We start from the raw sequence: 26,549 nt of genomic DNA, 5'->3' as shown, positions 1-26,549 counted from the left end.
TCACTCTGTGAAGTCCCCGGCACCCTGGCGGAAACTGCCCAGGATCCGGATCAGCTGGTCGACGTCCGGGCCAGCGAAACCGGACTGGCCGAAGATCTCGGTGTTGAGCACCGCCGTCGCGCTTTTGGCCAGGGTCCGTCCCTCAGCGGTGAGCTGGATCAGCGTGGTCCTCCCGTCGGTGGGGTGCGGGGAGCGGATCACGAGTCCGGCGTTTTCCAGGCGGTCGACGGCGTTGGTCACCGAAGTGGGATGGACCTGGAGCAGGGCGCTCGCCTTATTCATGGGCAGGGCGCCGCTGCGGGCGAAACTGAGCAGGGCCAAGAGTTCATAGCGGGCGAACGTCAGGCCGAACGGTTTGAGGGCGGCCTCGATCCGGGCCAGCAGGATCTGCTGGGTGCGCATGATCGCCGTGATGGCCGCCATGGGCGCGGCAACATCCTGCCAGCCATGCTGCTCCCAGTTCCGCTGGGCGTCGGCAATGGGGTCGCGGGGAAGCGGGTTGCCCATCCTTGGACCTTAGGCCTGGCTCTTCAGGTTCGGGAAGTCCGCTTCCGAGTACTCCGTGCCCAGCACCGGGATATCGGCGCCCTCCGGAACGCTGACGCCGCCGTGCCTGAGTTCCTCGCTGTGCCGCAGCTCAACCCGGCGGATCTTGCCGGAAATGGTTTTGGGCAGTTCCGCGAATTCGAGGCGACGGATGCGCTTGAACGGCGCCAGATGGTCGCGGCAGTACCGGAGGATGTCCTCCGCCAGCTCAGGGCCCGGCTCATGGCCGGCGGCCAGCACCACAAATGCCTTGGGCACGGACAGTTTAAGCGCATCCGGGGAGGGGACGACGGCGGCCTCCGCCACCGCCGGGTGCTCGATCAGGACGCTCTCCAGCTCGAACGGGGACAGCCGGTAGTCGGAGGACTTGAAGACGTCGTCGTCGCGGCCCACATACGTGATAACGCCGTGCTCGTCCCGGCTGGCCATGTCACCGGTGTGGTAGTAGCCGCCGCGGAAGGCGTCGGCGGTCTTTTCAGCGTCACCGTAGTACGACTTCATCAGCCCCACGGGCCGGGGGTCCAGGCGCAAGCAGAGCTCGCCGTCGTCGCCCTCTTGACCTGTGGCGGGATCCACCAGCACAACGTCGTAGCCCGGCAGGGGCAGGCCCATGGCTCCGACTTTGACCGGCCTGCCGGGCGTATTGGCCACCTGCACCGTGGTTTCCGTCTGGCCGAATCCGTCCCTGATGGTCTGGCCCCAGGCGCGCTGGACCTGGCCGATCACCTCGGCGTTGAGCGGCTCACCGGCGGAGACCACCTTGGCGGGCGGGTTCTTCAGCAGCGTCAAATCGGCCTGGATCAGCATGCGCCACACCGTGGGCGGCGCGCAGAAACTCGTGACCTTTTCGCGGTCCATCTGCTCCATCAGTGCCCTGGCGTCAAAGCGCTCGTAGTTGTAGAGGAACACGCAGGCTTCCGCGATCCACGGCGTGAACACGTTGGACCACGCGTGCTTGGCCCAGCCCGGAGAGGCCACGTTGAGGTGCACATCTCCCGGCTCCATGCCGATCCAGAACATGGTGGACAGGTGCCCCACGGGGTACGAGGTATGGGTGTGTTCCACGAGCTTGGCCTTGGAGGTGGTGCCGGACGTGAAGTAGAGCAGGAGCGTTTCGTCCGCCTTGGTGGGGGCGTCCGGGGCGAATCCGGTGGGGGAGCCTGAGGAATCCCCGTACTGGAGGGCCGCCGTGGTGACGCCGCTGCCGCCGTCACCGATTTCAATGAGTGAGTAGCTGCCCGGCACCTCGGCAAACTTGCCGATGTTGGCACTTCCGACGGCGGCCCATGTCGCCTCGCCGCGCTCCACCCGGTCCTTCAGATCCGCGGGGCCCATCAATGTGGTGGTGGGGATCATCACGATGCCTAGTTTGATGCCGGCCAGCATCAGCTCCCAGAGTTCCACCTGGTTGCCCAGCATGATGATCATCCGGTCCCCGCGGCGGACGCCCTGGCTGCGCAGCCAATTGGCCACCTGGTTCGAGCGTGCTGAGAGCTCGGCGAAGCTGCGGCGCGTGGCCGAACCGTCCTGCTCAACAATCACCAGCGCAGGATTGCCGCCCTTGGCAGGATCCGCGGCGATCTGATCAAACCAGTCGAGGGCAAAGTTGAATTCCTCGAACCGCGGCCACTGGAATTCACGCCGCGCCTGGGCGTAGTCATTCCGCAGGGCAAGCAGCCGGTCGCGTGCGGCACGGAAGTCGTCGGTGACTGTCATGGGGCCCCTTAGTTTTGAGATGCACAGACTAGTGATCCGCATCACTGAATTATCAACTCTGTGCAATATACTAGGACATCCAAGGGTTTGGAAGAGCGAAGGGACTTATGCCCGTGCAGCCACAAGGACGTGACACCGGTCAAACTACTGAGTTGGCCCCGCCGCCGGAGGCGCTCCCAACGGGGTTCACAGCTCAGCCGGCGCCGCCCTTCCCGGACGCGGACCTGATGTACATCGTGGATCTGCTTCCTGAGGGGGAGCGCACCCGCTACCTGGAAATCCGCGAATTTCTGCAGTCCCGCGTCCGGGCCGCGTCCATCGAGTACTGGAACCGTGAGGAGTTTCCCTTCGGGCTGCTGGCCGAAATGGGAAAGTACGGCCTGGGTGGGCTGCAGACAGACGGCACATCCAAGCTGTTCAAGGGCCTGATGTACGTGGAGGTGGCCCGCGCTGACGTGTCGCTCTCTGCGCTCGTGGGAATCCACAACGAGCTGATTGTCGGCATGATTGATGAACTCGGCTCCGAAGAACAGAAACGCAAGTGGCTGCCCGGCCTCACCGCCTTTACGCAACTGGGCGCCTTTGCGCTGACCGAACCGGATCATGGCTCCGACATTGCCGGCGGCCTGGAAACCTCGGCCCGGCTGGACAACGGCGAGTGGGTCATCAACGGAGCCAAACGCTGGATCGGCGCCGGCACCATCGCGGACTTCGCGCTCGTCTGGGCCCGCGATGACGCGGACCGGCAGATCAAGGGCTTCATCGTCGAGACAGACCGGCCAGGCTACTCGGCCACCAAGATCGCGAACAAAATCGGGCTGCGCATCATGCAGAACGCGGACATCGTGCTGGACAACGTCCGCATTCCGGAGTCCAACATGCTGCCCGGCGCCACGGACTTTTCCAAGGCCAACGACCTCCTGCGGGATTCACGCGCCTGGGTGGGCTGGCAAGGTGCCGGAATCCAGCTGGCCGCGTTCGACATCGCGCGTTCCTACTCTTTGGAACGCAAGCAGTTCGGCAAGGAACTGGCACGGTTCCAGCTCATCCAGCAGCAGCTGGCCGAAATCCTGGGTAACGCCAGCGCGTCACTGGCGCTCATGGCCCAGCTGGCCCGGATCCAACAGGACGGCAAGCTGGAGATGGTGCAGGCAGCCATGGCCAAGTCCACAACCACCCGGCTGGCACGGGCTTCCGTGGCCATGGGCCGCTCCCTTATGGGAGGCAACGGCATCAGCACCGATTACGAGATGGGCAAGCTGTTCGGGGACGCCGAGATCCTGTACACCTACGAGGGCAGCTACGAAATCAATTCGCTGATCGTGGCCCGGGCAGTGACCGGGAAGTCGGCCTTCGTGTAGGGTCAAAACCGGCCGGGTTTAAGCCCTTTGGCATGATCTCCCGGCGGGGTTCCAGTTTGTCCTGAAGACCATGCCGGCGGCCTCTGCCGCCGAGCGGCCTCAGAGAACCTTGGAAAGGAATTCCTTGGTGCGCGCGTGCTGCGGGTCGGCAATGACCTGGCGCGGGTCACCGCTTTCCACCACGACCCCGCCGTCCATGAAGGTCAGCGTGTCGCCGACTTCGCGGGCAAACCCGATCTCATGGGTTACCACAATCATGGTCATGCCGGACTTGGCAAGATCCTTCATCACGTTGAGGACATCACCCACCAGCTCAGGGTCCAGGGCGGACGTCGGCTCGTCGAAAAGCATCAGCTCCGGTTCCATCGCCAGAGCGCGGGCAATCGCCACCCGCTGCTGCTGGCCGCCGGAGAGCTGCGCCGGATAGTGGTTGGCGTGGTTCGCCAGGCCCACACGGTCCAGCAGCTCCAGCGCCCTGGACCTGGCCTTCGCCCTGGACTGCCGCTTGACCTGGGTGGGGGCCTCGATGATGTTCTGCAGCGCGGTGCGGTGCGGGAAGAGGTTGAACCGCTGGAATACCATGCCGATCTCCCGGCGCTGGGCGGCGATCTCTTTAGCGGTCAGGTCATGCAGGCGGCCCCGGGCCTCGCGGTAGCCGATCAGATCGTCGCGGACGTGGATCCGGCCGGCGCTGATGGTTTCCAGCATGTTGATGCAGCGCAGCAGCGTGGACTTCCCGGACCCCGACGGTCCGATGAGCACGGAAACCTCGCCCTGCTTGACGGTCAGATCGATCCCGCGGAGCACATGGTGCTGACCGAAGTACTTATGGACCCCGTCAATGCGGACGAGGGTTTCCTTCGTCATGACGTCGTTGGTGATGGTCACAGTACCTCATCTCCTTTCTTGGATGCGTGGGCTGCGGCGGCCGCCCTGGTCGCCTTGACCGGGGCCGGGACGAGGTTGTCCACGCCCTTTCCGAAGTGGCGTTCAACGTAGAACTGGCCCACCATGAGGATGCTTGTGATGACCAGGTACCAGATGGCCGCCACGATCAGCAGCGGAATGGGCAGGTAGCTCCGGTTGGCGATTCCGTTCGTCACGAACGTCAGATCCAGGGTGAACGGCACCGCCAGCACCAGCGAAGTGGTCTTGAGCATCCCGATGGTCTCATTGCCGGTGGGCGGCACGATGACCCTCATGGCCTGGGGCAGAATGATCCGCCACATGATCTTGGACCTGCGCATCCCCAGGGCCTCGGCGGCTTCCATCTGGCCCGAATCAACAGACTTCAGGCCGGCACGGAAGATTTCGGCCAGGTAGGCGGACTCGTTCAGTCCCAGCCCCAGGACCGCGGCCATGAAGGCGTTGATCACGTCCTGGGTGCTGAAACTGAACAGCTCGGGTCCGAACGGGATGCCCATGGCGATCTTGGGATAAAGCACGGAAATCAGTCCCCAGAACACCAGCTGGGTGTAGACCGGGGTGCCGCGGAAGAACCAGACCCAGGCCCAGCTCACGCCGCGGAACAGCGGATTGTCCGACTGCCGCATGAAGGCCAGAAGTATGGCCAGCACAATGGCGATCACCATCGAGAGTACTGTCAGCAGCAGTGTCCAGCCGATGCCCTGGATTACCAGCACATCCATGAAGTACGTGCCCACAATGTCCCAGCGGAAATTCGTATTGGTGACCAGGCTCTGGCCCAGCAGTGCGCCGAACAGCAGGATGAGGACGGCACCGGCCCACCGGCCTGGATGCCGGACCGGAACGGCGTTGATCAGCTCCGGATTCCGGTGTGAGGACCCGGGCCGGCTAGTGCTGGTATCGGTGGGTGCAAAAGTGCTCAACTGCCGACCGCCGGGTTCACTTCAGACTTGGTGACAGCGCCCTTGGTGTTGCTCCATTCATCCAGGATTTTCCCATATGTACCGTCGGTGATCAGTTTGTTCATGACCTTGCCGACCAGTTCCGTCAAAGCCGTGTCCGACTTGGCCACAGCAATTCCCTGCGGTGCCCCGTCATAGACGTCGCCCAAGGTCTGGAGCTTGTCCCCGGTCTGCGACAGTGCATAGCCGATGACCGGCGAATCCGCGGACATCGCATCGATGCTGCCGTTGACCAGGCGGGTTGTGACATCTGTCTGGTTCTTCAGGGTGATGATCTCGATGGCAGGTTTGCCCTCCGCCACGCATTTCCCGGACCGGTCCGATACATCAGGGTCCTCCTCGACGGTGCCGGTCTGGACACCCACCTTCTTGCCGCAGATGTCCGCCAGGGAAAAATTACGGGGATTACCCTTCTGCACGGCCCACAGCACCCCGGCGTTGAAGTAACTGACGAAGTTCACCGTCTTCGCCCGTTCCGGGTTGATGGTGAACGAGGAAATGCCCAGATCATATTTGGGGCCCAGCGCCGGCAGGATGCCGGTGAATTCGGAGGTCTGCACCTTGGTGTCCAGTCCCAGGGTGGCGCCGATCGCCTTGGCGATGTCGACGTCGTAGCCCTGCGGGGTCTGGCCGTCGGCGCCGCCCAGGAACTCGGCCGGAGCGTAGGAGGTGTCCGAACCGACCGTGAGGATGCCCCTGGACTTCAGTGCACCGGGCACCAGCGCGGCGAGGGCATCATCCTTCTGGACCGCGGAGGGGTCAAAACCGGCAGGGCCAGAGGGTGAGCCGGTTCCGGCCTGCGAGGCGGTCGTGCAGCCGGCCAGCGCCAGCGCGGCGGCGACGGCGACGGTAACGAATCTAAGCGACAGTGTGGATGAAGACGGCATCTTTTTTACCCTTGCGTTAAGAATGCGAACGGAAATACGGTTGCGGCGCTGAGGCGCCGGCAGAACCAGCTGAACGGACTGGCTGGCATGGCCGGAGAGTAGCGAAACAACCCGGAGATGGTGGTCTCCGGCCTACGGCTGGCCGTCCAGTGCACCATGTCGTGGACATCGGCAAAGCGCGTCATTGCGCCTCCCACGTTGTGTTGTCAATCACCGTGGTAACCACAGTACGGATCGGTGATGTGCATCCTCAATTGTCGAAAGGCATTCTTTTCATTGAAAAAGTGCACAAAATGCTGAGGCTTGCGATACATTATGTTCATGACTGCTCTCACCGACCTTGACCGTCAACTCCTGTCGGCCCTGCGGGAGGACGGCAGGGCATCTGTGGCCAGCCTCGCCCGGAGGCTGGGTGTCGCACGAGCAACTGTGAACAGCCGGCTCGAGCGTCTTCTCAGCTCGGGAACCATCATTGGTTTTACGGCTCGAGTCCGCGACGAGCTCGACCCCCTCGCGATTCACGCAATCGCCCTGATTGCGGTGGAAGGCAGGACAACCGACAAGGTCATCCGTCAGCTGAGGGGATTTCCAGAGATCCGGACACTTCACACCACAAACGGCGGCTGGGATCTCGTCGCCGAGTTGCGCACAGAAAGCCTCATTGGCTTCGACCAAGTGCTGGGAAGGATCCGCGGCGTCGAGGGCATCGTCAACAGCGAGACAAGCCTGCTGCTCAGCTCCGTATTGCGGTAGACGCTGGAATCGTGCCTGGCAGCGTCGAAAATGCCGCGGCATTGAACACAATGTATCGACGGGCTCAGCATTTTGCGCACTTTTTCAACGAAAAGAATGCTCTTCGGCAATTGAGCCTGCATATCGCTGCCCCGTACGGTTGTGGCAACAGTCGTTTACAACGGAAAAGGGGGCGCAAATGACGCGCTTTGTCGATGTCCACAACATGGTGCGCTGGGCGGCCAGCCGCGGACCGGAGAACATCATCTCCGAGATGATTCAGTACCTCGAGGATGACTTCCGACGCTGGGAGTCGTTTGACAAGACCCCCAGAATCGCCAGCCACACGCCGTTCGGCGTCATCGAGCTCATGCCCACGAGCGACCACGAAACCTACGGATTCAAGTACGTGAACGGGCACCCGTCAAATCCTGCGCGCGGCTTCCAGACGGTCACAGCCTTCGGCGTCCTGGCCGACGTCCATAACGGCTACCCCACGTTCATGACCGAGATGACGGTGCTGACCGCACTGCGGACCGCAGCGACCTCCGCCATGGTCGCGAAGAAGCTCGCCCGCACCGACTCGCGTCTCATGGCGATGATCGGAACCGGCAGCCAGTCCGAGTTCCAGGCATTGGCTTTCCGCAGCGCCCTGGGTATCACTACGCTCAAAGTCTGGGACACCGATCCTGCCGCGATGGAGAAATTCCTTCGCAACATGACGCCACTCGGCTTCGATATCACCGTCGCCTCCTCGGCAGCCGACGCGGTGCAGGGAGCGGATGTCATCACCACCTGCACCGCCGATAAGGCGAATGCCACCATCCTCACGGCAGACCTCATTGAGCCCGGCGTCCACATCAACGCCATCGGCGGCGACTGCCCGGGAAAGACCGAGCTTGACGCCGCAATCCTGGGTCTCGGCGACGTTTTTGTAGAGTATGCTCCCCAGACACGGGTTGAAGGCGAGATCCAGCAGATGCCCGCCGGTTTTGCTGTCACCGAGTTTTGGCAGGTCCTTGGCAACCAGGCGCCGGGGCGTACCTCCGTTGGACAGATCACGATCTTCGACTCAGTCGGCTTCGCCATAGAGGATTTTTCTGCCCTGCGTTACGTGCGTGACTCGGTTGACGGCACGGACTACTTTGAGGACATCGACCTCGTCGCGAACCCGGAGGACCCCAAGAACCTGTTCGGACTCGTCGGTGCGCTCTCCCCGGTGGGATCCTGAGCTGCCATATGTCTGTCCAAGCCCCTTCCTCGGTCATCCTCATCCGGCCGCACCGATTCACTCCGAACCCGGCGACGGCTGCGGATAATACTTTTCAGGCCTCTGGAAACTCGCTGGATCCGGAAGTTCTCGCGGCCGCCGCGCATGACGAGGTCACGGGACTCGCCCTCGCACTCGAGACCGCCGGCATCACCGTGCACCTGTTCGAAGATTACGATCAAACACGTCCGGACAGCGTGTTTCCCAATAACTGGCTGTCGACTCACGCCGGCGGCCACGTTGCCACATTTCCGATGTACGCGCCGAACCGCCGGAACGAACGCCGGACCGACATCCTCGACCTCCTGAAAACCCGCTACAGGGTACAGGAGGTGATTGATTACTCGGGCCTGGAGCTGGACGATGTTTTCCTCGAAGGTACCGGCGCGATGGTCCTGGACCACGAAGGCCGTGTCGCTTACGCGGCCAGGTCCCATCGAGCGGATCCGGTTGCCCTGGAACGGTTCTGTACGAACTTCGGATATGAGCCGATGCTGTTCGATGCAACGGACGCCTCCGGAACCGCTGTCTACCACACGAACGTCATGATGTCCGTTGCGACCGAGTTCGCGATGGTCGGACTTGACATGATCCGTTCGCAAGTCCGCCGCCGCCAGATCGTGGAACGCCTTGCGGGGGGAGGACGGGCGATTGTCGACCTGGCTCATCACCAGATCCGGGATTTCGCCGGGAACGCGATCGAGCTGCAGGGCACCAACGGACGCCTTCTGGCCTTGTCGCGTCGAGCTTTCGGGAGCCTGACAGAAGCCCAGAAGGAGGTAATCCAGCGCAGCTGCACTCTACTCCCCGTCGACGTGCCAACCATCGAACTCGCCGGCGGGTCCGTAAGGTGCATGATCGCCGGCATTCACCTCAACCGCAGGCCTGTCTCCGTCGATGGCGCATTCCAGGACCACAGCCTGCGTGATCAGCCCGGCAAAGAGGAGCAGCGGCGGGATGGGATCCTGCCGCTGCTCCTGTGACCTTGCATGGCCATCAGCCGGCCCCTCGTGGCAGTTCGGATTCTATGGCCGGGGTGAGCCGGGTAGGCTCGGGCCATGGACGTTGTGGAGTTCCTGTCCGAGCGGATCGATGAAGACGAGGCGGCCGCGCTGAAGCTGCTGCGGGATCCGTTGGTATCCGAATCCGGGAGATGGTATGAACAGCGGCTGCTCCGCGAATGTGCGGCAAAGCGACGGCTTATCGCCATCATCGAATCGGCGCGGCAGGCGGCCCTGGCACGTGTGGTGGACACTGTGTCCTGGGATATCCGGTGGATTCCGGAAGCCATTGGATGGACGTCTCTGGCACTGAATGCCCTGGCCCTGCCCTACACAGACCATCCGGACTTCCAGGACAACTGGCATCTGCCCGAACCGGCCTGATCAGCCCTCTTCGCCAACTATGTAGTGGTGCTGCTGGCCATCTTCACGCTGGTTGCCTGGAAGCTGCCCGAAACCAGGGGCAAAGACCTCACCAGGTGACCCCGCCTTTTTATAGCCGGAAGGGCAGGGCCGTTTCCACGGCCCCGCCCTTCCGGCACAGTACTTTATCCGGCACAGTACATTAACTGAGCGGCGTGACGTACGCCCCCGAGATCCCGCCATCCACCAGGAACGTTGACGCCGTGATGAACGAGGCGTCGTCGCTGGCCAGGAACGCGACGGCGGCGGCGAGCTCTTCGGGCTCCGCGAAGCGCCCCAGCGGCACGTGGATGAGGCGGCGCGCGGCCTTCTCCGGATCCTTGGCGAAGAGTTCCTTGAGCAGCGGAGTGTTCACCGGTCCCGGGCAGAGGGCATTGATGCGGATACCCTGGCGGGCGAATTCGACGCCGAGTTCCCGGCTCATGGACAGCACGCCGCCCTTGGATGCGCTGTAGGAGATCTGCGACGTGGCCGCGCCCATGACTGCCACGAAGGACGCCGTGTTGATGATGGATCCCTTGCCTTGCTCCTGCATGTACGGAATCGCGTACTTGCAGCAGTAGTAGACGGAGGTCAGGTTTACTTCCTGGACCCGGCGCCAGGCATCGATGCCCGTGTCCAGGATCGAGGCGTCGTCGGCGGGGGAGATGCCGGCGTTGTTGAACGCGATGTCCACGCTGCCGTACGTTTCCTTGGTCTGGGCGTAGAGGTTCTTGACGTCTTGTTCGCTGGTCACGTCCACCTTGACGAACAAGCCGCCCACTTCGGCGGCGGCGGCAAGGCCGGACGTCGGCTCGATGTCCGCGATCACCACGTTGGCGCCTTCGGCGGCCATCCGGCGTGCCGTGGCGAGTCCGATGCCGCTGGCTCCGCCAGTGATGACTGCGCTGCGGCCTGCGAGGCGGTTGGAAACTACTGCTTGCATTGTTGCTCCTTAGGAAGTGCGTGCCGGGAAACGGCTGGCTTGTGGGTGCTTAGCGGAGATCGGTGGAAATGAAAACGTTCTTGGTCTCGGTGAACGCGTCCAGGGCGTCGGGTCCGAGTTCACGGCCCAGCCCTGATTGCTTGAAGCCGCCGAACGGGGTGGAGTACCGGACGGACGAGTGTGAATTGACGGACAGGTTGCCGGACTCGACGGCACGGGCCACCCTCAAGGCCCGGTCCACCTTGGACGTCCAGATGGATCCGGACAGCCCGTATTCGGTGTTGTTGGCGATCCTGATGGCGTCGGCCTCGTCATCAAACGGCACGACGGCGACTACCGGCCCGAAGATCTCGTCCGTGAACGACGGCGCATCCAGGTCCGGCGTGAGCACGGTGGGCGGGAACCAGAACCCCGCGCCTTCTGGGGCCTTCCCCTGAAAGGCGACCGGGGCGCCGTCGGGCACAAAAGCCGAAACAGTACTGAGCTGCTGGGCCGAAATAAGCGGACCCATGGTGGTGGCGGCGTCGGCCGGGTCCCCGACAGACATCCCGAGAACCGCGGGTTCCAGCAGTTCCAGGAAGCGGTCGTAGACGCTGCGCTGGACCAGGATGCGTGAACGGGCGCAGCAGTCCTGTCCGGCGTTGCCGAAGGCGCCACCGGGAGCCGCGGCTGCCGCGAGCTCCAGATCGGCGTCGTCGAAAATGATGTTGGCGCTCTTGCCGCCGAGCTCCAGGGTCAGCCTCTTCACCTGGTCCGCGCAGCCCGCCATGATCTGCTTGCCCACGCCCGTGGAGCCGGTAAACACCACCTTGCGCACTGCCGGGTGGGTGACGAAGCGCTGGCCCACCACTGATCCCTTGCCCGGGATCACCTGGAACACGCCCTCAGGGATTCCCGCCTCGAGCGCCAGTTCGCCGAGCCGGATGGCAGTCAACGGAGTCACCTCGGCGGGCTTGAGCACCACCGTGTTTCCCGCTGCCAGTGCCGGGGCGAAGCCCCAGGCCGCAATGGGCATGGGGAAGTTCCACGGGACAATCACGCCCACAACGCCCAGCGGTTCGTGGAAGGTGATGTTGACCCCGCCGGCTACCGGGATCTGCTTGCCGAAATGCCGTTCCGGGGCCGCGGAGTAGTAGTTGAGGACGTCGCGGACGTTGCCGGCCTCCCAGCGCGCATTTCCGATGGTGTGGCCCGCGTTCAGGACCTCGAGCCGGGCCAGGTTTTCCAGATCCGCGTCAACGGCTGCGGCGAAGCGGCGGAGCAGCAGCGAACGGTCGGCCGGGGCCACGGCCCGCCAGGATTCGTAGGCGGCGGCGGCTTTGGCGATGGCCGCGTCAACTTCGGCCAGGCCGGCGAGCGGAACCGTTTGAATGATCTCTTCGGTGGCTGGGTTGATGACGTCAAAGGCGGTGGCGGTCATGCGGGGGACATCGCTTTCATGGTGGTGGTGCTGGAGGTAGCGGCGGCAGCATTGGTGGCGTGGTCGGAGCGGTAACCGGCGGCGGCTTCCACGAATCCGCGGAACAGCCGCAGATCATCCGGGTTCTGTTCCGGGTGGAACTGGACCCCAAGGACCCATCCGCCGTCGGTGGTTTCCAACGCCTGGACGGTGCCGTCGTCAGACCCGGCCGTGACGCGGAGGCCCTCCGGCACGGCGTCCACCGCCTGGTGGTGGTAGCAGGGCGCAGTGGCGGAATCCCCGAGCAGATCCTGGATCAGACTGCCGGGCGTGGTGCTGAACGCGGCTTCCCCGAACACGCCCGGAGCCGGCTGGTAGTTGGCCTCCGGGTTGACGTCCGGAACGTGCTGGATCAGCGAGCCGCCCAGGGCCACGTTGAGGATCTGGGCGCCGCGGCAGATGGCGAACAGCGGGAGCCCGCGCTCAATCGCGGCACGCGTGAGCACCGTGTCGTGCGAGTCGCGCAGCGGCTGGGGCGCTGTTTTCGGATGGGGCGCTGCCCCGTAAAGGGAAGGGTCGACGTCGGGACCTCCCACCACGACCAGCCCGTCCACGAGGTCCAGGACGGACTCGTCGGTGCCTACCGGCGGCAGGAGGATGGGCGTTCCGCCGGCCGCGACGACGGCCTGGACGTACGTTCCGGGGAGGATGGCCGCCGTCGTATTCCACACGCCCCAGGACGCTTCCTGGAAGTAGCTGGTCAGCGCGATCCTGGGCCGGTATGCCTCAGAGCCGTTCGAAGCCACGGACGCGCTCCCAGTCAGTGATTGCGCTGTCGTAGGCCTTCAGCTCCACGGCCGCAGCGTGGACGTAGTGGTCCACCACGTCGTCGCCGAACGCCTTGCGGGCGATGCTGCTGTCCGCCAGCAGATCACGGGCGTCGCGGAGGTTGGTGGGCAGGCGCTGTGCATCCGAATCGTAGGCGTTGCCCTTGGTGATGGCAGGCAGCGGAAGATCGTTTTCCAGGCCGTGAATGACGGCGGCAATCAGGGCGGCAACCGCCAGGTACGGGTTGAGATCGCCGCCGCCCACGCGGTTTTCGGTGCGGAGTCCGCGGCCGTGGCCAACGACGCGGAGAGCGCAGCTGCGGTTGTCGAGCCCCCAAGCGACGGCGGTGGGGGCGAAGCTGCCTTCCACGAACCTTTTGTAGGAGTTGACGTTGGGAGCCAGGAAATAGGCGAATTCCCGCAGGGCCGCCAGCTGGCCGGCCACGAAGCGCTCCATGACCGGGCTGAAGCCGTGCTCTCCGTCGCCGGGAAGGACCGGCCTGCCTTCGAGGTCCGTGAGGCTGAAGTGGATGTGGCAGGAGTTGCCTTCGCGCTCATTGAATTTGGACATGAAGGTGATGCTCTTGCCGTGCTGGTCGGCAATTTCCTTCGCGCCGTTCTTGTAGAACGTGTGCTTGTCGCAGGCGGACAGCGCCTCGTCGAAACGGAACGTGATCTCCTGCTGCCCCAGGTTGCACTCGCCCTTCGAGGACTCCACCACCAGCCCGGCGGCTTCCATGTTGGTGCGGATGGAGCGGATGACCGGCTCCAGCCGGGCGGTGGCGAGCAGGGAGTAGTCCACGTTGTACTGCGTGGACGGTGCCAGGCCGGTGTAGTTCTTCTGCCAGGCCTGCCCGTAGGAATCGTCGAACATCAGGAATTCCAGTTCGGTTCCCACGAAGGCGCGGTAGCCGAGCTTTTCAAGCCGCTCCACCTGGGCACGGAGGATCTGGCGGGGTGAGGCAACCACGGGGGACCTGTCCGTCCACATCACGTCGCACTGGACCAGTGCGGTGCCTTCCAGCCACGGGACCAGGCGGAGCGTTGAGATATCCGGGAGCATCACCATGTCGCCATAGCCGGTTTCCCAGGAGGACATGGCGTACCCGTCCACCGTGTTCATTTCGACGTCGACCGCCAAGAGGTAATTGCAGCCCTCCGCTCCGTGGTCCAGAACGTCCTCCAGGAACGAGCGTGCCCCGCAGCGCTTGCCCTGCAGCCTGCCCAGGGCGTCCGTGATGGCGACGACCACCGTGTCTATGGTGCCGGCGGCTACCAGTTCCCTCAGTTCGTCGACGCTCAGCTGGCCTTTTTGGCCGGGCTTGGTGTTTTGATCATTCATGATGGCTCCGCAACGTGGGTTCTTCAATGGGTGGGACCGCAGTTTTCGTTCTGATCACAGTTTGAGTTCGGCTTCGGCCTGTGCCAGCCGGGCAAATTCCTCCTCAGGGGCGCCGGCGACGATCCGGTGCCGGCTGTAGAACCAGTAGTAGAGGAGGGCGGCTGCGAAGATCGCTGCCGTTATGGACGCGGCAAAGACGTCCACGACGAACGTTGCCGCCACTGCCACAGCGGACAGGACCAGGGCGATCGACGTTGTGACAATCCCGCCTGGTGTCCTGTAGCCGCGTTCCAGCTCCGGCTCCTTGATGCGCAGGACAATGTGGGAAAGGTTCAGCAGTACATAGGAGACAGTTGCACCGAACACCGCGATGTTGATAAGCAGTGCGCCGTCCTGCGTGGCGGCGGCAAGCACGAAACCGATGGTGCCGGGGACGATCAGCGCCCAGTACGGGGTGCGGCGTTTTCCGGTGAGGGAAAGCCAGCGGGGGAGATAGCCCGCCCGGGAGAGCGCGAAGAGCTGCCGTGAGTAGGCGAAGATGATGGAGAAAAAACTGGCCACGAGGCCGGCGAGCCCTGCGTAGTTGATGAAGTCTGCAAGGAAAGTGTTGCCGCCATAGGCGAGGCGGAGGGCCTCCGGCAATGGATTGTCCGAGGTGCTCATCGCCTGGGCCCCTGCCGCGCCGGGCACCAGGAGCAGCATCAGTGCACCGAAGACCACCAGAATGATGACCGCCACGATGATTCCCTTGGGCATGTCCCTCTTTGGGTTGGACGTTTCCTCGGCTGCCAGCGGAACGCCTTCAACAGCCAGGAAGAACCAGATCCCGTAGACAAGCGCCGCGAGTACTCCGCCGACGCCCATCGGAAGAAACGCGCTGGACGCAGGGGATCCGTCGGGGACAATGTCGAACAGCTTGGCGGGGTCGAACTTCGGCAAGAGACCGATGGCGGCAGCCAGCAGCGCCACGGTTGCAACTGCTGTGATCCCGAACATGAGCTTCAGCGCTTCGCCTACTCCGCGGATGTGGATCCAGATGAAAATCACGTAGGTGACCAGATAGACGGGCCAGGAGTTCGTGAGGCCGAACAGCCCCAGTGCCTCGATGTACCCTCCGATGAAGGTGGCAATGGCCGCCGGCGCCACCGCGTACTCAATCAGCACCGCAATGCCGGTGGCGAACCCTCCGAGCGGTCCGAGGGCGCGGCGGGCGAACGCATAGCCTGCGCCCGCCGTCGGAAGCGTTGAAGAGAGTTCTGCAAGTCCAAAGACCATGCACGTGTACATGACCGCCATCAGCACGAAGGCAATCAGCAGGCCACCCCAGCCGCCTTGTGCAAGGCCAAGGTTCCAGCCGGCAAAGTCACCGGAGATAACGTAGGCAACGCCAAGGCCTGCAAGCAGGACCCATCCGGCGGCCCCCCGCTTCAGGCTTCGATGCTGCAGGTACTCGTCTTCACCGCTGACAGCCTTGCTGCCGCCGGATTTCGCCGTGCTCACTGCCTTGTCCGCTGATTCCATGAGTGTCCCTTAATTAAGAGGAGAGTCGCCCAAGATCTTAAAGGACTGTTTTCAGTCCAAGAGCTTGGTTGAAAGTCTGGAACGACATTCGGGTTTCGTCAAGGGTTTTCCAATTAAAAGAACGTTTTTCGGACGAAACTGGGGTAATCAATGGTTTCTTACATGACCTTTGCGGTTACTGGCAGGTAGTATTGGGGGAGCGGTGACCCGTGTTCTGCGGGGCCCTGAGCGAACTGGAGGCAACCCGGTGACTGACTCTACCTTTGGCCAGTCCTACTCGATGCTGCGTCCGGTGCGGGGCGGAAACGCGTTCGAGGAAACCATCGAGCACATCCTGCAGACGATCAAACTCGGCATCTTTGCCCCGGCTGAAAAGCTGCCGCCTGAGCGCGAACTGGCAGAGCGGCTGGGCGTCTCGCGCGCCACCCTGCGTGATGCGCTGGGGGAACTGCAGAGTGCGGGCTACCTCGAGGTGCAGCGCGGACGCTACGGCGGCACGTATGTCTCCGGCACATCAGTGAATCCGAAGCAGGATCTGCGGCCGCTGGACCCGGCGGAAGTCCAGGATGTGCTGCTGTTCCGCGGAATAATCGAGCCCGCCGTGAGTGCCTTGGCGGCAAAATCCGATCTGTCAGCGGCCGCGCGCGGTCACTTGCAGGGATGTCTTTCTGAGGTGCGCAACGCATCCAACGACACGTACCGGCCCAGGGATGCACGGTTTCACATTGCCATCGCCGAACTCACGGGATCCCCGAGCCTCGTCGGCGCCGTGGCGGAGAGCCGCGCCAGGCTCAACGAACTGCTTGACCGCATCCCACTGTTGGGTACAAACCTTGAGCACGCCAACGAACAACATGCTGACATTGCCGATGCCATCCTCCGCGGGGATGCCGTGACGGCAGAGCAGGTAACCATCGAGCACCTCGAGGGCACGGCGTCGCTGCTTCGCGGGTTCCTCGCGTGAACTGCCCGGGCCGGACTGAGCCCGGCCCGGGCAGTCATAAAGCCGTCAGAGCGGACGAATGTTCTCTGCCTGCGGGCCCTTCGGACCCGCGGTCACATCGAATTCGACTTTCTGATTCTCTTCCAGGGAGCGGTAGCCGCTGCTGGCAATTGCCGAGTAATGAGCGAAAACGTCTGCGGAACCGTCGTCGGGGGCAATAAAGCCGAAGCCCTTCTCGGAGTTGAACCATTTAACTGTGCCTGTTGCCATTGCTGCTTCCTCTACAACCTTCCCTGCCTGCTTTCTACGGCACGCAGGGTGCGGAGACTGTCTTCCGCTTACACAAACGTAGGCGGGGCGCGCCGGGGGTGCAATGGGTGCGGTAATAATCGGTCTGACAGCCTGCGGCGTCGGGCGGTTCGGAAACGCGGCAAAGAGTCTTAACGCTACGGTGTGAGCAGCACCTTGATGGCCCGGCGTTCATCCATGGCTTTGTAAGCCTCGGCTGCCTCTTCGAGCGGCATTTCCACGTCAAACACCTTGCCGGGATTGATGGTGCCGGCAAGTACATCCGCCAGCAGCTCCGGGATGTACGTCCGTGCCGGAGCCATCCCGCCCGCAACCGAAATGTTGGTCTCAAAGAGGTAGCGCAGCGGGATCTCTGCGCCGCCGGTGGGGACGCCCACAAAGCCAAGCGCACCGCCCGGCCGGACACAATGCAAGGCCTGCTCCATGGATTCCTTGGTCCCCACGCACTCCAGTACTGAGTCAGCAAGCACCCCGCCCAGCAGCTCGCGGACCTTGGCCACGCCGTCGTCGCCGCGTTCTTCCACTATGTCCGTTGCCCCGAATTCCCTGGCAATGGCCTGGCGGTCAGCGTGGCGGGACATGGCGATGATCCGCTCGGCTCCGAGCCGCTTGGCTGCCAACACACCGCAAAGACCCACGGCGCCGTCGCCCACAACAACCACGGTCCGGCCCGCGGATACCTTGGCGCCCAGGGCTGCGTGGTGGCCGGTGGCCATGACATCGGAAAGAGTCAGGAGGCTGGCCCGCAGTGCAAGGTCCGGGTCGATGATCCCCGGAACCTTGACCAGTGTGCTCTCCGCACGTGGCACGCGGACGGCCTGGCCCTGGCCGCCGTCGATCGGCAGGCCGGCGTCGTCCTTGCCGCCCCAGCCAGCCAGATAATCGCAGGCAACGGTGACACCGTTCTTACACTGCGGGCACTCGCCGCAGCTGACCACAAACGGGGCAATCACAAAATCACCCACGGCCAGGGCCGTCACATCAGCGCCGGTGCTTTCGACCACACCAATGAATTCATGCCCGATGGCGGACGGCTTGTGCGTCGGTTTCACGCCCCGGTACGGCCACAAATCCGAACCGCAGACGCAGGACGCGGTGACCTTGACCACCACATCAGCCGGCAGCTGGATGGTGGGGTAATCCCGGTCTTCGACCTTGATGTCTCCGGGGCCGTTTCAACCTCTCGGTGGGAGATGCCGGCCCGCCCGTCCGGGCATCTCCGGCACCGGCCTGCTAGCGCATCCCCTCGCGGCGTATCGCGGTTGCGATCGCTGCGGCCCGGGTTTCCACGCCCAGCTTGGCGTAGATGTGCGCCAGATGCGTCTTGACCGTGGCCTCGGAGATGAAAAGCCGCTGGCCGAGCTCCCGGTTGCTGAGCCCCTCGGTCAGGAGGCTCAGCAATTCGGCCTCCCGCGGCGTCAGCACCTCTTCTGGGTTGCGCAGCTGCTGGAACAGCCGGGACGCCACCGGGGCACTCATCACACTCCTGCCCTGGACAGCACCGCGGACGGCGGAGAATATCTCCTCCGGCGTCGCGTCCTTGAGCAAGTACCCCATGGCCCCGGCGTCCACGACCCGGACAATATCGGCATCGGAATCATAGGTGGTGAACACCAGAATGGCCTGTTTGTTGTTGCGCCGGCGCAGCTGCTTGATCGCCTCGATGCCATCCATCCCGGGACCCATGGCAAGGTCCATGATCACTACGTCGGGGGAGCGCTGCTCCACCTCGCGCAGTGCCTCCTCGCCGGTAGCTGCCTCGGCCACGACGTCGATGTCAGGCTGGGTGCCCAGGAGCGCCTTAAGCCCGCTGCGGACCACCAGGTGATCGTCCACCAGCAGCACGGAAATGGCGCTCATTCCGGATCCTCCCCATCGGCGGCATGACGGTGGGTGGGCAGCTGAGCCGCCACGATGGTCCCTTCGCCGGGGGTGCTTTCCACCGACAATACGCCGTCCAGCTGTTCCACGCGCTGGCGCATGGCGCGCAGGCCGTATCCACCGGCTTCCGACGGCGGCGCCACGGCCGAGGCATCAAAGCCGCGGCCGTCGTCGTAAACATCCAGCGTGACGACGCCGGGCAGATAGCCCAGCGTCACGGTGGAATGGGCAGCCGCAGCATGCAGCCTGATATTGGCCGCCGCACTTTGCATGACCCGGATCAAGGCATGACGCACGTCCGCGGGGACGGTCCGCGGCTCACCGGTAACCTGCAGCCGGACCTCGGGGATGTACATAGACGCTGTCTGCTGCAACGCTTCGGCCAACGGCACTGAGTCAAGCCCGGGCGAGGCCAGATCGTGGACCAGGCTGCGGGTATCGGACAGGTTCTGGCGGAGCAGGCCGCTGGCAAGCCGGACATCTTCCCGCGAAGCAGGGCTCGGCCAGGAGCGGTTTGCCGCCTCAAGCAGGAGCAGGCTGCTGGCCAGGCCCTGCGTTACGGTGTCGTGGATTTCGCGCGAAACGCGCTCGCGCTCGGCGGCACCGCCGGCCTCGCGCTCACTTGCCGCCAGCCGGCCCTGCGCGCTGGAAACTTCCGCGTGAAGCGCAAGCTGCACAGCGGCGTCGTTCTCAATGCGGTCGTAGATCAGCGTCAACAGCGCTGCCACTGCCAGCGGCCCAAGCAACATGGCAATGTCCGAGGACCCGCTCAGGCGGAAGAGCCCGACGGCGGTGGCCGCCGCCGTCGCGCCGCCCGCCAGATACGCCACCCAACCCCTGAAAGCCGAGCGGCACAGGAAGAACACGGCGAAGGAACACCAGGCGAAGCTCGGCGCGACGGTCACCAGCACGGCCCACAGCGTCACGAGCGCAAACATCCACAACACCCACGGACGCCGGCGGCGGGCCCGAACGGCTATGACGGAATACAGCGCGCAGACGGCCGCAGCCAGGGCCAGGATCCAGACGTTGTCCGCGGGGCTGTGCCGCATCACGTACCGCACCACGGACGCCACCATAAGGACCGCAAAACTGAGGTGAACTACGGCGTCTATCCGGCCAAGGGGCCAGTGTGAGTCTGGAGGGGCGGGAGGATGAGCGGGGGTCATGGGGTTCCGGTTCCGGTGGCAGGAGTCTCTTTTACCATGCTAGGGCCCGCGACCGTGCTGGTCTCTCAGCCGTTTGGCTGATATATCCGGCCCAATGGCTGAGGCAGGTCCAGCCGGACGCCCGATGCGCGCGCGGAGGCCCGGGCGGCAGCATGGAGCTGTACCCGTTTCAGGCCCCACTAACGTCTGAATCCCCTCAAAAGGAGAACCCCGTGAAGAAATCCAACAAGATTTTCGCCGTTGCTGCAGCCGGAGCGTTGCTGCTCACCGGAGGCGTCACCGCTGTGGCCAACGCCGGCACCGCCCCGGCTTCGGCAGCATCAATTGTTTCCGCAGCGGTTCCCGCCGTGGACATCCAGCCCTCGCCGGAAAACGTGGTATCCCAGAACCGGATCAGTGTGGGCGCCTCGGCCGATGCTGTGAAAGCCGCCTTGGCGAAATGCCAGGCCGACAAGCTGCCGTTTGTCACTGTTGCATTGGTTGACCGGTTCGGCACGGTCCAGGCTCTGCTGCGCGGCGACAACGCCGCCGAACACACCATCGAGGCAGCCAAGCGGAAGGCCTACACAGCCGCCGCATTCGGAACGCCCACCAGTGAGCTGGCCAAGCGCATCAACAACCCGGGCCCCAGCATCGCCGACCTCCCCGGCACCCTTTTCCTGGCCGGTGGAGTTCCGCTCAAGGTCAACGGTGTGTCCGTGGCCGGCATCGGTGTGGGCGGCGCTCCCGACGGCAACCTGGACGAAGCCTGCGCAACGGCCGGAGCCAATGCCATCGCCGGAATCGCCAAGTAGCCTCTGATCATGTGTTGGTTCACTGCTCCCGGCAGGGCCCATCGACTGCCGGCAGCGGCCGCGGCAGCGGCGTTCGCCATTCTGCTCGCCGGGTGCAGCGCGGAAGGCGGGACGACGACGGCGACTCAAGGGCCGCCGTCGTCTGCTGTTCCAGCAACGGGCCCGACGGCGGCAGCCACCCCACCGTCCGCATCCTCCGTGCCACCGTCCGCCAGCACCCGCCCGGCACTGTCTCCGGAAACGCAATCAGATCTTGACCAGCGGCTGATTGTGGCAGCCAAGGCCAACGATCTGCATTGAGGAAATCACGAAGGGCGGGCACGAACTCGACACGAAAGTTGAGAACCTACTCGCAGCGCTGGGGCTACCACCGGGGATGCTCTCAGCTAAAACAGCCTGAAGACCTCAGAACGATAACTGACATAGTGAGTATCCGGTTTGCTCAGGTGTAGCTTGGCGGTGTGACACGACCGGATTTTCCGCAGTCGATTCTGGAGTTCCGGGCAAGGTTCGGTGATGAGCAGGCTTGCTTGGATTATTTGTTTGCGTGCCGGTGGCCCGCCGGGCGGTGAGGTCCGCAGTCCGGTGCTGGTCTCATCCCCGGCCCGCAGGGGCTGCAGGTTGCGCATCATGGCCTGGTGGGCGATGACGGCGGCGTCTTTGGCGTCCGTTTTGCCTTCCCGCGGTCGAGCCGGGGCGCGTGGTGGACGATCCGGCCCCGGATGTAGAGGATGTTCTGCCCGTGGGCAAGGAGCAGGGCGATCAGCAGCGCCGGTCCCCCGTGGTTCAGGTCGGTCACCCACACCAAATTGTCCCCTCTAAAAGCGCGCCAAATACCTCTGCGATTCACAGCACTAGCACTTGTTCGGTGGGGTGGAGCGGGGTCAGCTTTCGAAGGCGGTGCGGAAGGCGGCGAGGGCGGTGTCCCCTGCCTCCGGACCCTGGCCGCCGGAAGCGCCGGCCTCGAGGCCGATGACGCCGGTGTAGCCGGCATCCCTCAGCGCCGTCGCAACGGCGCGGTAGTTGATCTCCCCGGTGCCGGGTTCGAACCGGCCGGGAACGTCGGCGACCTGGATCTCTCCGATCCAGGGCAGGGCGGCCCTGACGAGTTCGATCAGGTTTCCTTCCCCGATTTGGGCATGGTAGAGATCCAGCATCATCTTCACGTGGGGGTGGTCAACGGCCGAGACCAGCGCCAGGGTGTCCTTGGCCCGGGCCAGCGGAATGCCCGGGTGGTCAAGAATTGTGTTGAGGTTCTCCAGGGCAAAGGTCACGCCGTGCTTCTCGCCTAGGGCGGCAAGGCGTTCAAGCGTGCGAAGACCGGTCAGCCACATCTGGCCGGTGGACCGGTGGACCGGACGGACGGCCAGGCCGCCCCCCCCGAGCTCGGCGGGGTGGACCACCATCCGCTCGACGCCGAGTTCCATTGCTGTGGGTATCAGCTTTTCCGCCGAGGCCAGGACCTCGGAAGCGCTGTCCGGGTCGATGAGGCTGCCGCCGAAGTAGCCGCTCATTGAGGAGAAGCGGGCGCCCGTGGCAGCGAGGGCGGAGATGTCCCGTTCCCGGGTGTCCCAGAGCTCCACGTCGAAGCCCTGCTCGTGGATCCGGTGCACGCGGTCGATCAGGGGCAGTTCGCCGTAGACCATCTCGGCGCACACAGCCAGGCGGAAGCTCATGCGCCCTCACCCGCCGGGTGGAGGTCGGGCTCGGCGGCCCGCAGTTCGGCGATGGACGCAATATCCACCGGGGCCCCGGTTTCGGCCGAGCGCATCGCCGCCAAAGCCACGGCCAGGGCATTCCGGGCATCCGTGCCACCGGGGCCCGGGGTACCGGGGGCCTGGAGGCCGTCGCGGCGTGCTTTCACGGCGTCGACGAAGTGAGCCAGTTCCATCGTGTAGGCGTCATGGAAAAGATCCACATTCAGCCGCACGGTCGCGGCGCCGATGCCGGCCGCGGTGTAGCTCGTCGCGCTGGAGGCCTGAGGTCCGCCCGCGGTAACCATGCCTGCGGATCCGAACACCTCACCGCGCACGTCGTAGCCGTACAGGGCATTGAAGTTTGCTTCGGCCACCGCGATGGCGCCGTTGCTGTACGTGATGGTGACGACTGCTGTGTCAAGCAGTCCGCCGGCCTTTGCCTCCGGGGCGACCAGTGCGTCGGCGACCGCATAGACGCGGACGGGAACGGCGCCGGGGTTCAGCCAGTTCAAGGAGTCGAAATCGTGGATGAGGGTTTCCAGAAAGATCGTGCCCGGCGGAGTCCGCTCCGGGTTGGCGATTCCTGCCTTGCTGCCCGGGTCGCGGGTCAGGGACCGCAACAGCTGCGGGGTTCCGACGGCACCCTCGTCGATGAGCTTCCGTGCTGCGGCGAAATCGGCCGCGTAGCGCCGATTGAACCCGAACTGGACAATCACCCCGGCAGCGTCAGCCGCGCCAAGGGCCTCGTCGAGTTCCTCCACGGTGCGGCCGCCCGGCTTCTCGCAGAACACGTCCTTGCCGGCCTGCGCCGCGGCCGCGATCAGCCCGGAGTGGAACCGTGCCGGTGCCGCGATGAGGACCGCATCGATGTCCGGATCGTTGATCACGTCGGCAGCGTCTGCGCTGATCCTGGTGACGCCCAACCGGCTTGCCAGGGCCTCCACAGCAGGCAGTGCCGGATCAGCGATGGCTTCAAGACAGGCGTGGGGAATCCGGTGGGCCACGGACTCCGCGTGGAAACTTCCAATCCAACCCGCGCCGATCAAAGCGATACGGACTGGCCGGTCTTCGCTGACCGGATGCTGAAGGTAACTCATGATGACTCCTGAAATCGAGCGTCTAGATCGTTCTAGTAGCCTTATGTTTGCATGTGAGGCACGTCATTGTCTAGATCGTTCTATAGACTGATCGCAACGAGGAGGAACATGACGGAACAGCAGCGCCGCCCGACCCTCATGGATGTGGCCGATGCAGCCGGCGTCTCACGGGCCCTGGTCTCGATCGTGATGCGCGGCGCGCCGGGCGCCGCGGAACCCACCAGGCAAAAAGTCCTGGAAGCTGCCCGCGAACTCGGCTACAGGCCGGACTCCCGGGCGAGGCTGCTGCGCAGCAGCAGGACCAAGCTGCTTGGCCTGAGTTTCTCCAGCTCCCAGCCCTTCCACGCAGAAATCGTCGACGCTGCCTACGCCGAAGCCTCGGCCAGGGGATACGAAATAGCTCTGAGCGCCGTGGCGAACGGACGGCCGGAGACGCGTGCCATTGAGGCGCTTTTGGATTTCGGATCCGAAGCGCTCATCCTGATCTCTCCGACCCTCAGCAACCAGGACCTGGCCGGATACGCGCGCCAGGTGCCCATAGTCAGCCTTCTCCGGGACGACGTCGATGAGCACGTGGATTCCGTAAGCAGTGACAACCACGCCGGCATCCGGATGGCCGTTGACCACCTCACCGGTCTGGGTCACCGCCGCATCGTCCATGTCGACGGCGGAACAGCCGTCGCCGCGAACGAGCGCAGGTCAGCCTTCCGAACCGAGATGCTGCGCCATGGCCTGGAGCCCGTCATTGTGCCCGGCGGCCCACATGAAGAAGACGGAGTGAGAGCCGGCCAATTCCTAAAGGCCGACATTCCCTCTGCTGTAATCGCTTTCAACGACAGGTCAGCCCTCGGCCTGATGGAGAGCCTTCGGGCGTCCGGGCTGCAGGTCCCTTCGGATGTATCCGTCCTCGGCTACGACGATAGCCAGTTCGCCCGGCTCAGCTACGTACAGCTGTCATCCATCAGCCAGGATGCCCCGCTCCTTGCCGCTGCTGCTGTTGGCCGCGCCGTCGACCGTATAGAAGGAACCCAATCGCCAACCCGTGTCGTCAGAACACCTCACCTGGTAGTCCGCAGGACCACAGCCCCGCCCCGGTCCCGGCAAGCCGCCGAAGTGCCCGCCAAGCCGCAAGCCGCAGCACCCGGTGAAGGCCCGGCATAGGCGACACCAAACCGCCAACTCCTCCTGCGATTTAACCGCCAACTCTGGCTAACAATCCCAGCTTGACCTCCATCTGGGTTTACCCTTACTCGTCACCTGGGGACACGAATAGGAGCACCGGGCCTACCTGACACACACCGTGCGACGTTTCGGCGAGTACGTGCTCGATCTCGCTCCTCCCGCCCGAGCGCGTCGGCCTCGTCCAGCTCACGGACGACGCTGCGGGCATCCGGGGCGTTTGCAGACTGCAGCGCCTCCAGGGAGCGGTCCTGGGATTCCTTGACGTCGTAACGGACTTCGTCGTAATCGGTTGCCACTTCGGTGATTCTCATTTCTGATGTTCTTCTCTGACGGGACTGCAACATACACCAATGCGCCGGTATTCCCCTGTCAGGAGAACCCGGGGGTGGGGTTTGAAGGCCGGAGCTAGCCGACGGCCCTGACCGGGGATCCCGTGCGGCATCAACGCCGGAGGGCTGTGCCGAAGTCCCGATGGCGTGCCCGTCGTCGCGGTCGTCAGCCTTCCGTGTCTTCGGTCCAGTCCAGCGCGGCGGTGAGCCGGTCGGCGTCGGGCAGTTCGTTGCGGACCTCGGCGGGCAGGGCGTCGTAGGTGTAGGAGGCGACGGCCATGGGAGAGGTGGCGCGGCCGAGGCTATAGCGGACGGTGTGGTCGTTTTTGCTGCCGCAGATCAGGATCCCGACCGTGTCGGCATGGGCCTGACGGCGGAGCCTGTCGTCGACCAGGGCGATGTAGAAGTTGAGCTTGCCCAGATTATGGGCAGCTGCGCATAATGCGGGGCAGCTGCAGTTCTATATTGCCGTGGACGAGGACCGGAATGGTTCCATGCGCGTCCCGATACGTGATGTCCCGGGCGAGGGGGGCCAGCTGAGCAATTACGACGCGCTGGGGGCCGAGGGCCAGACGCCGCCGCAAAGCTAGAATGTCGCACGAACGCTGTCCGTGCCGATCGTGGCTGAAAGCCCTAGACCGAGCACGGCAGTTGCCCTATCGTTGGGGAACCGATCACACTCGACCGGGGGCTCCGCAGCGGAGGTACATGATGGGAATCATCTCGTCCGGTTTTCATGGAAAACGGCAGACCGGCAATCCAGCGTTACCACCGGGCCAATACGAGACGGGAAGCTTTCCGGTGCTGACCGCCGGGCCTGCACCCCACATCCCCGCGGAGAACTGGGAATTCTTCATCACCACTGAAGCCGGTCAACGTCATGCCTGGTCGTGGGATGCGTTCATGGACCTGCCGCAGGTCGAGATCCGGACCGACATCCATTGCGTGACCAGCTGGTCCAGGCTGGGCACCTCGTGGCGGGGAGTATCCTTGGACACCTTGTTCGAGGATGTGGAATCGAGCTGTGAGTTCGCGACGGCCCACTCCTATGGCGGCTATACGACCAACATCCCGCTGCCGGACCTCCTGGACGGCCGGGCGTGGCTGGCCTGGGAATTCGACGGTGAGCCACTGGAGCGCGCCCACGGCGGACCCGCCCGGCTACTCGTGCCGCACCTGTACTTTTGGAAGAGCGCAAAGTGGATCAACGGCCTCGAGCTGACGCAGGGCGATATCCCGGGCTTCTGGGAATCCAACGGCTACCACATCCACGGCGACCCGTGGCGTGAAGAGCGGTACTCATGAGGCA

27 protein-coding genes and 4 pseudogenes are annotated in these 26,549 nt (G+C 64.2%); 12 read left to right on the top strand and 19 right to left on the bottom strand.

Features of this window, described 5'->3' with window-relative positions; all coding sequences use genetic code 11:
• Together V3C33_05680 and V3C33_05675 are read right to left on the bottom strand one after the other, a co-directional pair.
• Positions 1-507: a MarR family transcriptional regulator gene (locus tag V3C33_05680; GenBank protein ID XAS68771.1), complete on the bottom strand. Its 507-nt coding sequence runs from the start codon at positions 505-507 to the stop codon at positions 1-3.
• A gap of 9 nt (positions 508-516) precedes the next feature.
• Entirely contained in the window at positions 517-2,262 is a 1,746-nt protein-coding gene (locus V3C33_05675) for an AMP-binding protein (protein XAS68770.1), read from the bottom strand.
• Between the two features lie 227 nt (positions 2,263-2,489).
• On the opposite strand from V3C33_05675, the gene V3C33_05670 reads away from it, so the two are divergent.
• Positions 2,490-3,623: an acyl-CoA dehydrogenase family protein gene (locus V3C33_05670; GenBank protein XAS69660.1), complete on the top strand. Its 1,134-nt coding sequence runs from the start codon at positions 2,490-2,492 to the stop codon at positions 3,621-3,623.
• 99 nt (positions 3,624-3,722) lie between these two features.
• Here V3C33_05670 and V3C33_05665 read toward each other — a convergent pair whose 3' ends face one another.
• The 3 genes from V3C33_05665 to V3C33_05655 all read right to left on the bottom strand — a co-directional run bounded on the left by V3C33_05665 (position 3,723) and on the right by V3C33_05655 (position 6,399).
• Positions 3,723-4,490, bottom strand: coding sequence for an amino acid ABC transporter ATP-binding protein (locus V3C33_05665; GenBank protein XAS69659.1), 768 nt, complete (start codon positions 4,488-4,490; stop codon positions 3,723-3,725).
• Between the two features lie 17 nt (positions 4,491-4,507).
• A complete protein-coding gene (locus V3C33_05660) occupies positions 4,508-5,407 on the bottom strand; it encodes an amino acid ABC transporter permease (GenBank protein XAS69658.1) in 900 nt (299 codons plus the stop codon).
• A gap of 62 nt (positions 5,408-5,469) precedes the next feature.
• Entirely contained in the window at positions 5,470-6,399 is a 930-nt protein-coding gene (locus V3C33_05655) for an ABC transporter substrate-binding protein (GenBank protein XAS68769.1), read from the bottom strand.
• Between the two features lie 321 nt (positions 6,400-6,720).
• Here V3C33_05655 and V3C33_05650 point away from each other — a divergent pair, with 321 nt between their 5' ends.
• From V3C33_05650 to V3C33_05635, 4 genes are all read left to right on the top strand, one after another.
• A complete protein-coding gene (locus V3C33_05650; GenBank protein XAS68768.1) occupies positions 6,721-7,152 on the top strand; it encodes an Lrp/AsnC family transcriptional regulator in 432 nt (143 codons plus the stop codon).
• A gap of 178 nt (positions 7,153-7,330) precedes the next feature.
• Complete coding sequence (locus V3C33_05645) at positions 7,331-8,362, top strand: ornithine cyclodeaminase (GenBank protein ID XAS68767.1); 1,032 nt, start codon at positions 7,331-7,333, stop codon at positions 8,360-8,362.
• Between the two features lie 8 nt (positions 8,363-8,370).
• Positions 8,371-9,384 carry an arginine deiminase-related protein gene (locus V3C33_05640; protein XAS68766.1) on the top strand — a complete coding sequence of 338 codons (1,014 nt, stop codon included), beginning with the start codon at positions 8,371-8,373 and terminating at the stop codon, positions 9,382-9,384.
• A gap of 75 nt (positions 9,385-9,459) precedes the next feature.
• Positions 9,460-9,786 carry a DUF6221 family protein gene (locus V3C33_05635; protein ID XAS68765.1) on the top strand — a complete coding sequence of 109 codons (327 nt, stop codon included), beginning with the start codon at positions 9,460-9,462 and terminating at the stop codon, positions 9,784-9,786.
• A 181-nt stretch (positions 9,787-9,967) separates the two neighbouring features.
• Here the strand turns inward: V3C33_05635 and V3C33_05630 are convergent, their stop codons facing one another.
• From V3C33_05630 to eat, 5 genes are read right to left on the bottom strand one after another with little or no spacing between them, the layout of a single operon-like run.
• Entirely contained in the window at positions 9,968-10,750 is a 783-nt protein-coding gene (locus V3C33_05630; protein ID XAS68764.1) for a 3-oxoacyl-ACP reductase, read from the bottom strand.
• Positions 10,751-10,799: 49 nt separating this feature from the next.
• Positions 10,800-12,170 (bottom strand): aldehyde dehydrogenase family protein, encoded by a 1,371-nt coding sequence (locus tag V3C33_05625; protein XAS68763.1) that lies wholly within the window; start codon positions 12,168-12,170, stop codon positions 10,800-10,802.
• Positions 12,167-12,955 (bottom strand): gamma-glutamyl-gamma-aminobutyrate hydrolase family protein, encoded by a 789-nt coding sequence (locus V3C33_05620; GenBank protein XAS68762.1) that lies wholly within the window; start codon positions 12,953-12,955, stop codon positions 12,167-12,169. Before V3C33_05620 ends, V3C33_05625 begins: the two co-directional genes overlap by 4 nt.
• Positions 12,936-14,318: a glutamine synthetase family protein gene (locus tag V3C33_05615; protein ID XAS68761.1), complete on the bottom strand. Its 1,383-nt coding sequence runs from the start codon at positions 14,316-14,318 to the stop codon at positions 12,936-12,938. The genes V3C33_05620 and V3C33_05615 overlap by 20 nt, the downstream gene beginning before the upstream one ends.
• A 54-nt stretch (positions 14,319-14,372) precedes the next feature.
• Positions 14,373-15,839 carry an ethanolamine permease gene (eat, locus tag V3C33_05610; protein XAS68760.1) on the bottom strand — a complete coding sequence of 489 codons (1,467 nt, stop codon included), beginning with the start codon at positions 15,837-15,839 and terminating at the stop codon, positions 14,373-14,375.
• Between the two features lie 247 nt (positions 15,840-16,086).
• Between eat and V3C33_05605 the strand changes: the two genes are divergently transcribed.
• Complete coding sequence (locus tag V3C33_05605) at positions 16,087-16,803, top strand: GntR family transcriptional regulator (protein ID XAS68759.1); 717 nt, start codon at positions 16,087-16,089, stop codon at positions 16,801-16,803.
• A 45-nt stretch (positions 16,804-16,848) separates the two neighbouring features.
• Here the strand turns inward: V3C33_05605 and V3C33_05600 are convergent, their stop codons facing one another.
• From V3C33_05600 to V3C33_05585, 4 genes are all read right to left on the bottom strand, one after another.
• A complete protein-coding gene (locus V3C33_05600; GenBank protein XAS68758.1) occupies positions 16,849-17,052 on the bottom strand; it encodes a cold-shock protein in 204 nt (67 codons plus the stop codon).
• 176 nt (positions 17,053-17,228) lie between these two features.
• The gene (locus V3C33_05595; protein XAS69657.1) at positions 17,229-18,251 is read right to left on the bottom strand and encodes a zinc-dependent alcohol dehydrogenase family protein; all 1,023 of its coding nucleotides are present in this window, start codon (positions 18,249-18,251) and stop codon (positions 17,229-17,231) included.
• Between the two features lie 73 nt (positions 18,252-18,324).
• On the bottom strand, positions 18,325-18,951 hold the full coding sequence (locus tag V3C33_05590; protein XAS68757.1) for a response regulator transcription factor: 627 nt from the start codon (positions 18,949-18,951) through the stop codon (positions 18,325-18,327).
• A complete protein-coding gene (locus V3C33_05585; protein XAS68756.1) occupies positions 18,948-20,141 on the bottom strand; it encodes a histidine kinase in 1,194 nt (397 codons plus the stop codon). The genes V3C33_05590 and V3C33_05585 overlap by 4 nt, the downstream gene beginning before the upstream one ends.
• A 212-nt stretch (positions 20,142-20,353) precedes the next feature.
• On the opposite strand from V3C33_05585, the gene V3C33_05580 reads away from it, so the two are divergent.
• The 3 genes and pseudogenes from V3C33_05580 (at position 20,354) to V3C33_05570 (ending at position 21,501) form a co-directional block, all read left to right on the top strand.
• Positions 20,354-20,935: a heme-binding protein gene (locus V3C33_05580; GenBank protein ID XAS68755.1), complete on the top strand. Its 582-nt coding sequence runs from the start codon at positions 20,354-20,356 to the stop codon at positions 20,933-20,935.
• Between the two features lie 9 nt (positions 20,936-20,944).
• The gene (locus V3C33_05575) at positions 20,945-21,235 is read left to right on the top strand and encodes a hypothetical protein (protein ID XAS68754.1); all 291 of its coding nucleotides are present in this window, start codon (positions 20,945-20,947) and stop codon (positions 21,233-21,235) included.
• Positions 21,236-21,396: 161 nt separating this feature from the next.
• Positions 21,397-21,501 (top strand): annotated as a pseudogene (locus V3C33_05570) (IS1595 family transposase).
• Between the two features lie 9 nt (positions 21,502-21,510).
• On the opposite strand, the pseudogene V3C33_05565 reads toward V3C33_05570, so the two are convergent.
• From V3C33_05565 to V3C33_05555, 3 genes and pseudogenes are all read right to left on the bottom strand, one after another.
• Positions 21,511-21,728 (bottom strand): annotated as a pseudogene (locus tag V3C33_05565) (transposase).
• Positions 21,729-21,819: 91 nt separating this feature from the next.
• Complete coding sequence (locus V3C33_05560) at positions 21,820-22,611, bottom strand: TIM barrel protein (protein XAS68753.1); 792 nt, start codon at positions 22,609-22,611, stop codon at positions 21,820-21,822.
• The gene (locus tag V3C33_05555; protein XAS68752.1) at positions 22,608-23,729 is read right to left on the bottom strand and encodes a Gfo/Idh/MocA family oxidoreductase; all 1,122 of its coding nucleotides are present in this window, start codon (positions 23,727-23,729) and stop codon (positions 22,608-22,610) included. The genes V3C33_05560 and V3C33_05555 overlap by 4 nt, the downstream gene beginning before the upstream one ends.
• A gap of 108 nt (positions 23,730-23,837) precedes the next feature.
• Here V3C33_05555 and V3C33_05550 point away from each other — a divergent pair, with 108 nt between their 5' ends.
• Positions 23,838-24,890, top strand: coding sequence for a LacI family DNA-binding transcriptional regulator (locus V3C33_05550; GenBank protein ID XAS68751.1), 1,053 nt, complete (start codon positions 23,838-23,840; stop codon positions 24,888-24,890).
• Positions 24,891-25,075: 185 nt separating this feature from the next.
• On the opposite strand, the pseudogene V3C33_05545 reads toward V3C33_05550, so the two are convergent.
• Both V3C33_05545 and V3C33_05540 read right to left on the bottom strand, forming a co-directional pair.
• Positions 25,076-25,207 (bottom strand): annotated as a pseudogene (locus V3C33_05545) (DUF4193 family protein).
• A 313-nt stretch (positions 25,208-25,520) separates the two neighbouring features.
• A pseudogene (locus V3C33_05540) lies at positions 25,521-25,634 on the bottom strand (DUF1016 domain-containing protein).
• Between the two features lie 19 nt (positions 25,635-25,653).
• On the opposite strand from V3C33_05540, the gene V3C33_05535 reads away from it, so the two are divergent.
• On the top strand, positions 25,654-25,830 hold the full coding sequence (locus V3C33_05535; GenBank protein XAS68750.1) for a hypothetical protein: 177 nt from the start codon (positions 25,654-25,656) through the stop codon (positions 25,828-25,830).
• Between the two features lie 121 nt (positions 25,831-25,951).
• The gene (locus V3C33_05530; protein ID XAS69656.1) at positions 25,952-26,545 is read left to right on the top strand and encodes a molybdopterin-dependent oxidoreductase; all 594 of its coding nucleotides are present in this window, start codon (positions 25,952-25,954) and stop codon (positions 26,543-26,545) included.
• The last annotated feature ends 4 nt before the right edge of the window (positions 26,546-26,549 follow it).

The sequence above is a fragment of the Micrococcaceae bacterium Sec5.7 genome (assembly GCA_039636785.1).
Classification (GTDB): domain Bacteria; phylum Actinomycetota; class Actinomycetes; order Actinomycetales; family Micrococcaceae; genus Arthrobacter.
Note: the sequence above shows the minus strand (reverse complement) of the source record. Positions and strands in the feature narration are given on the sequence as shown.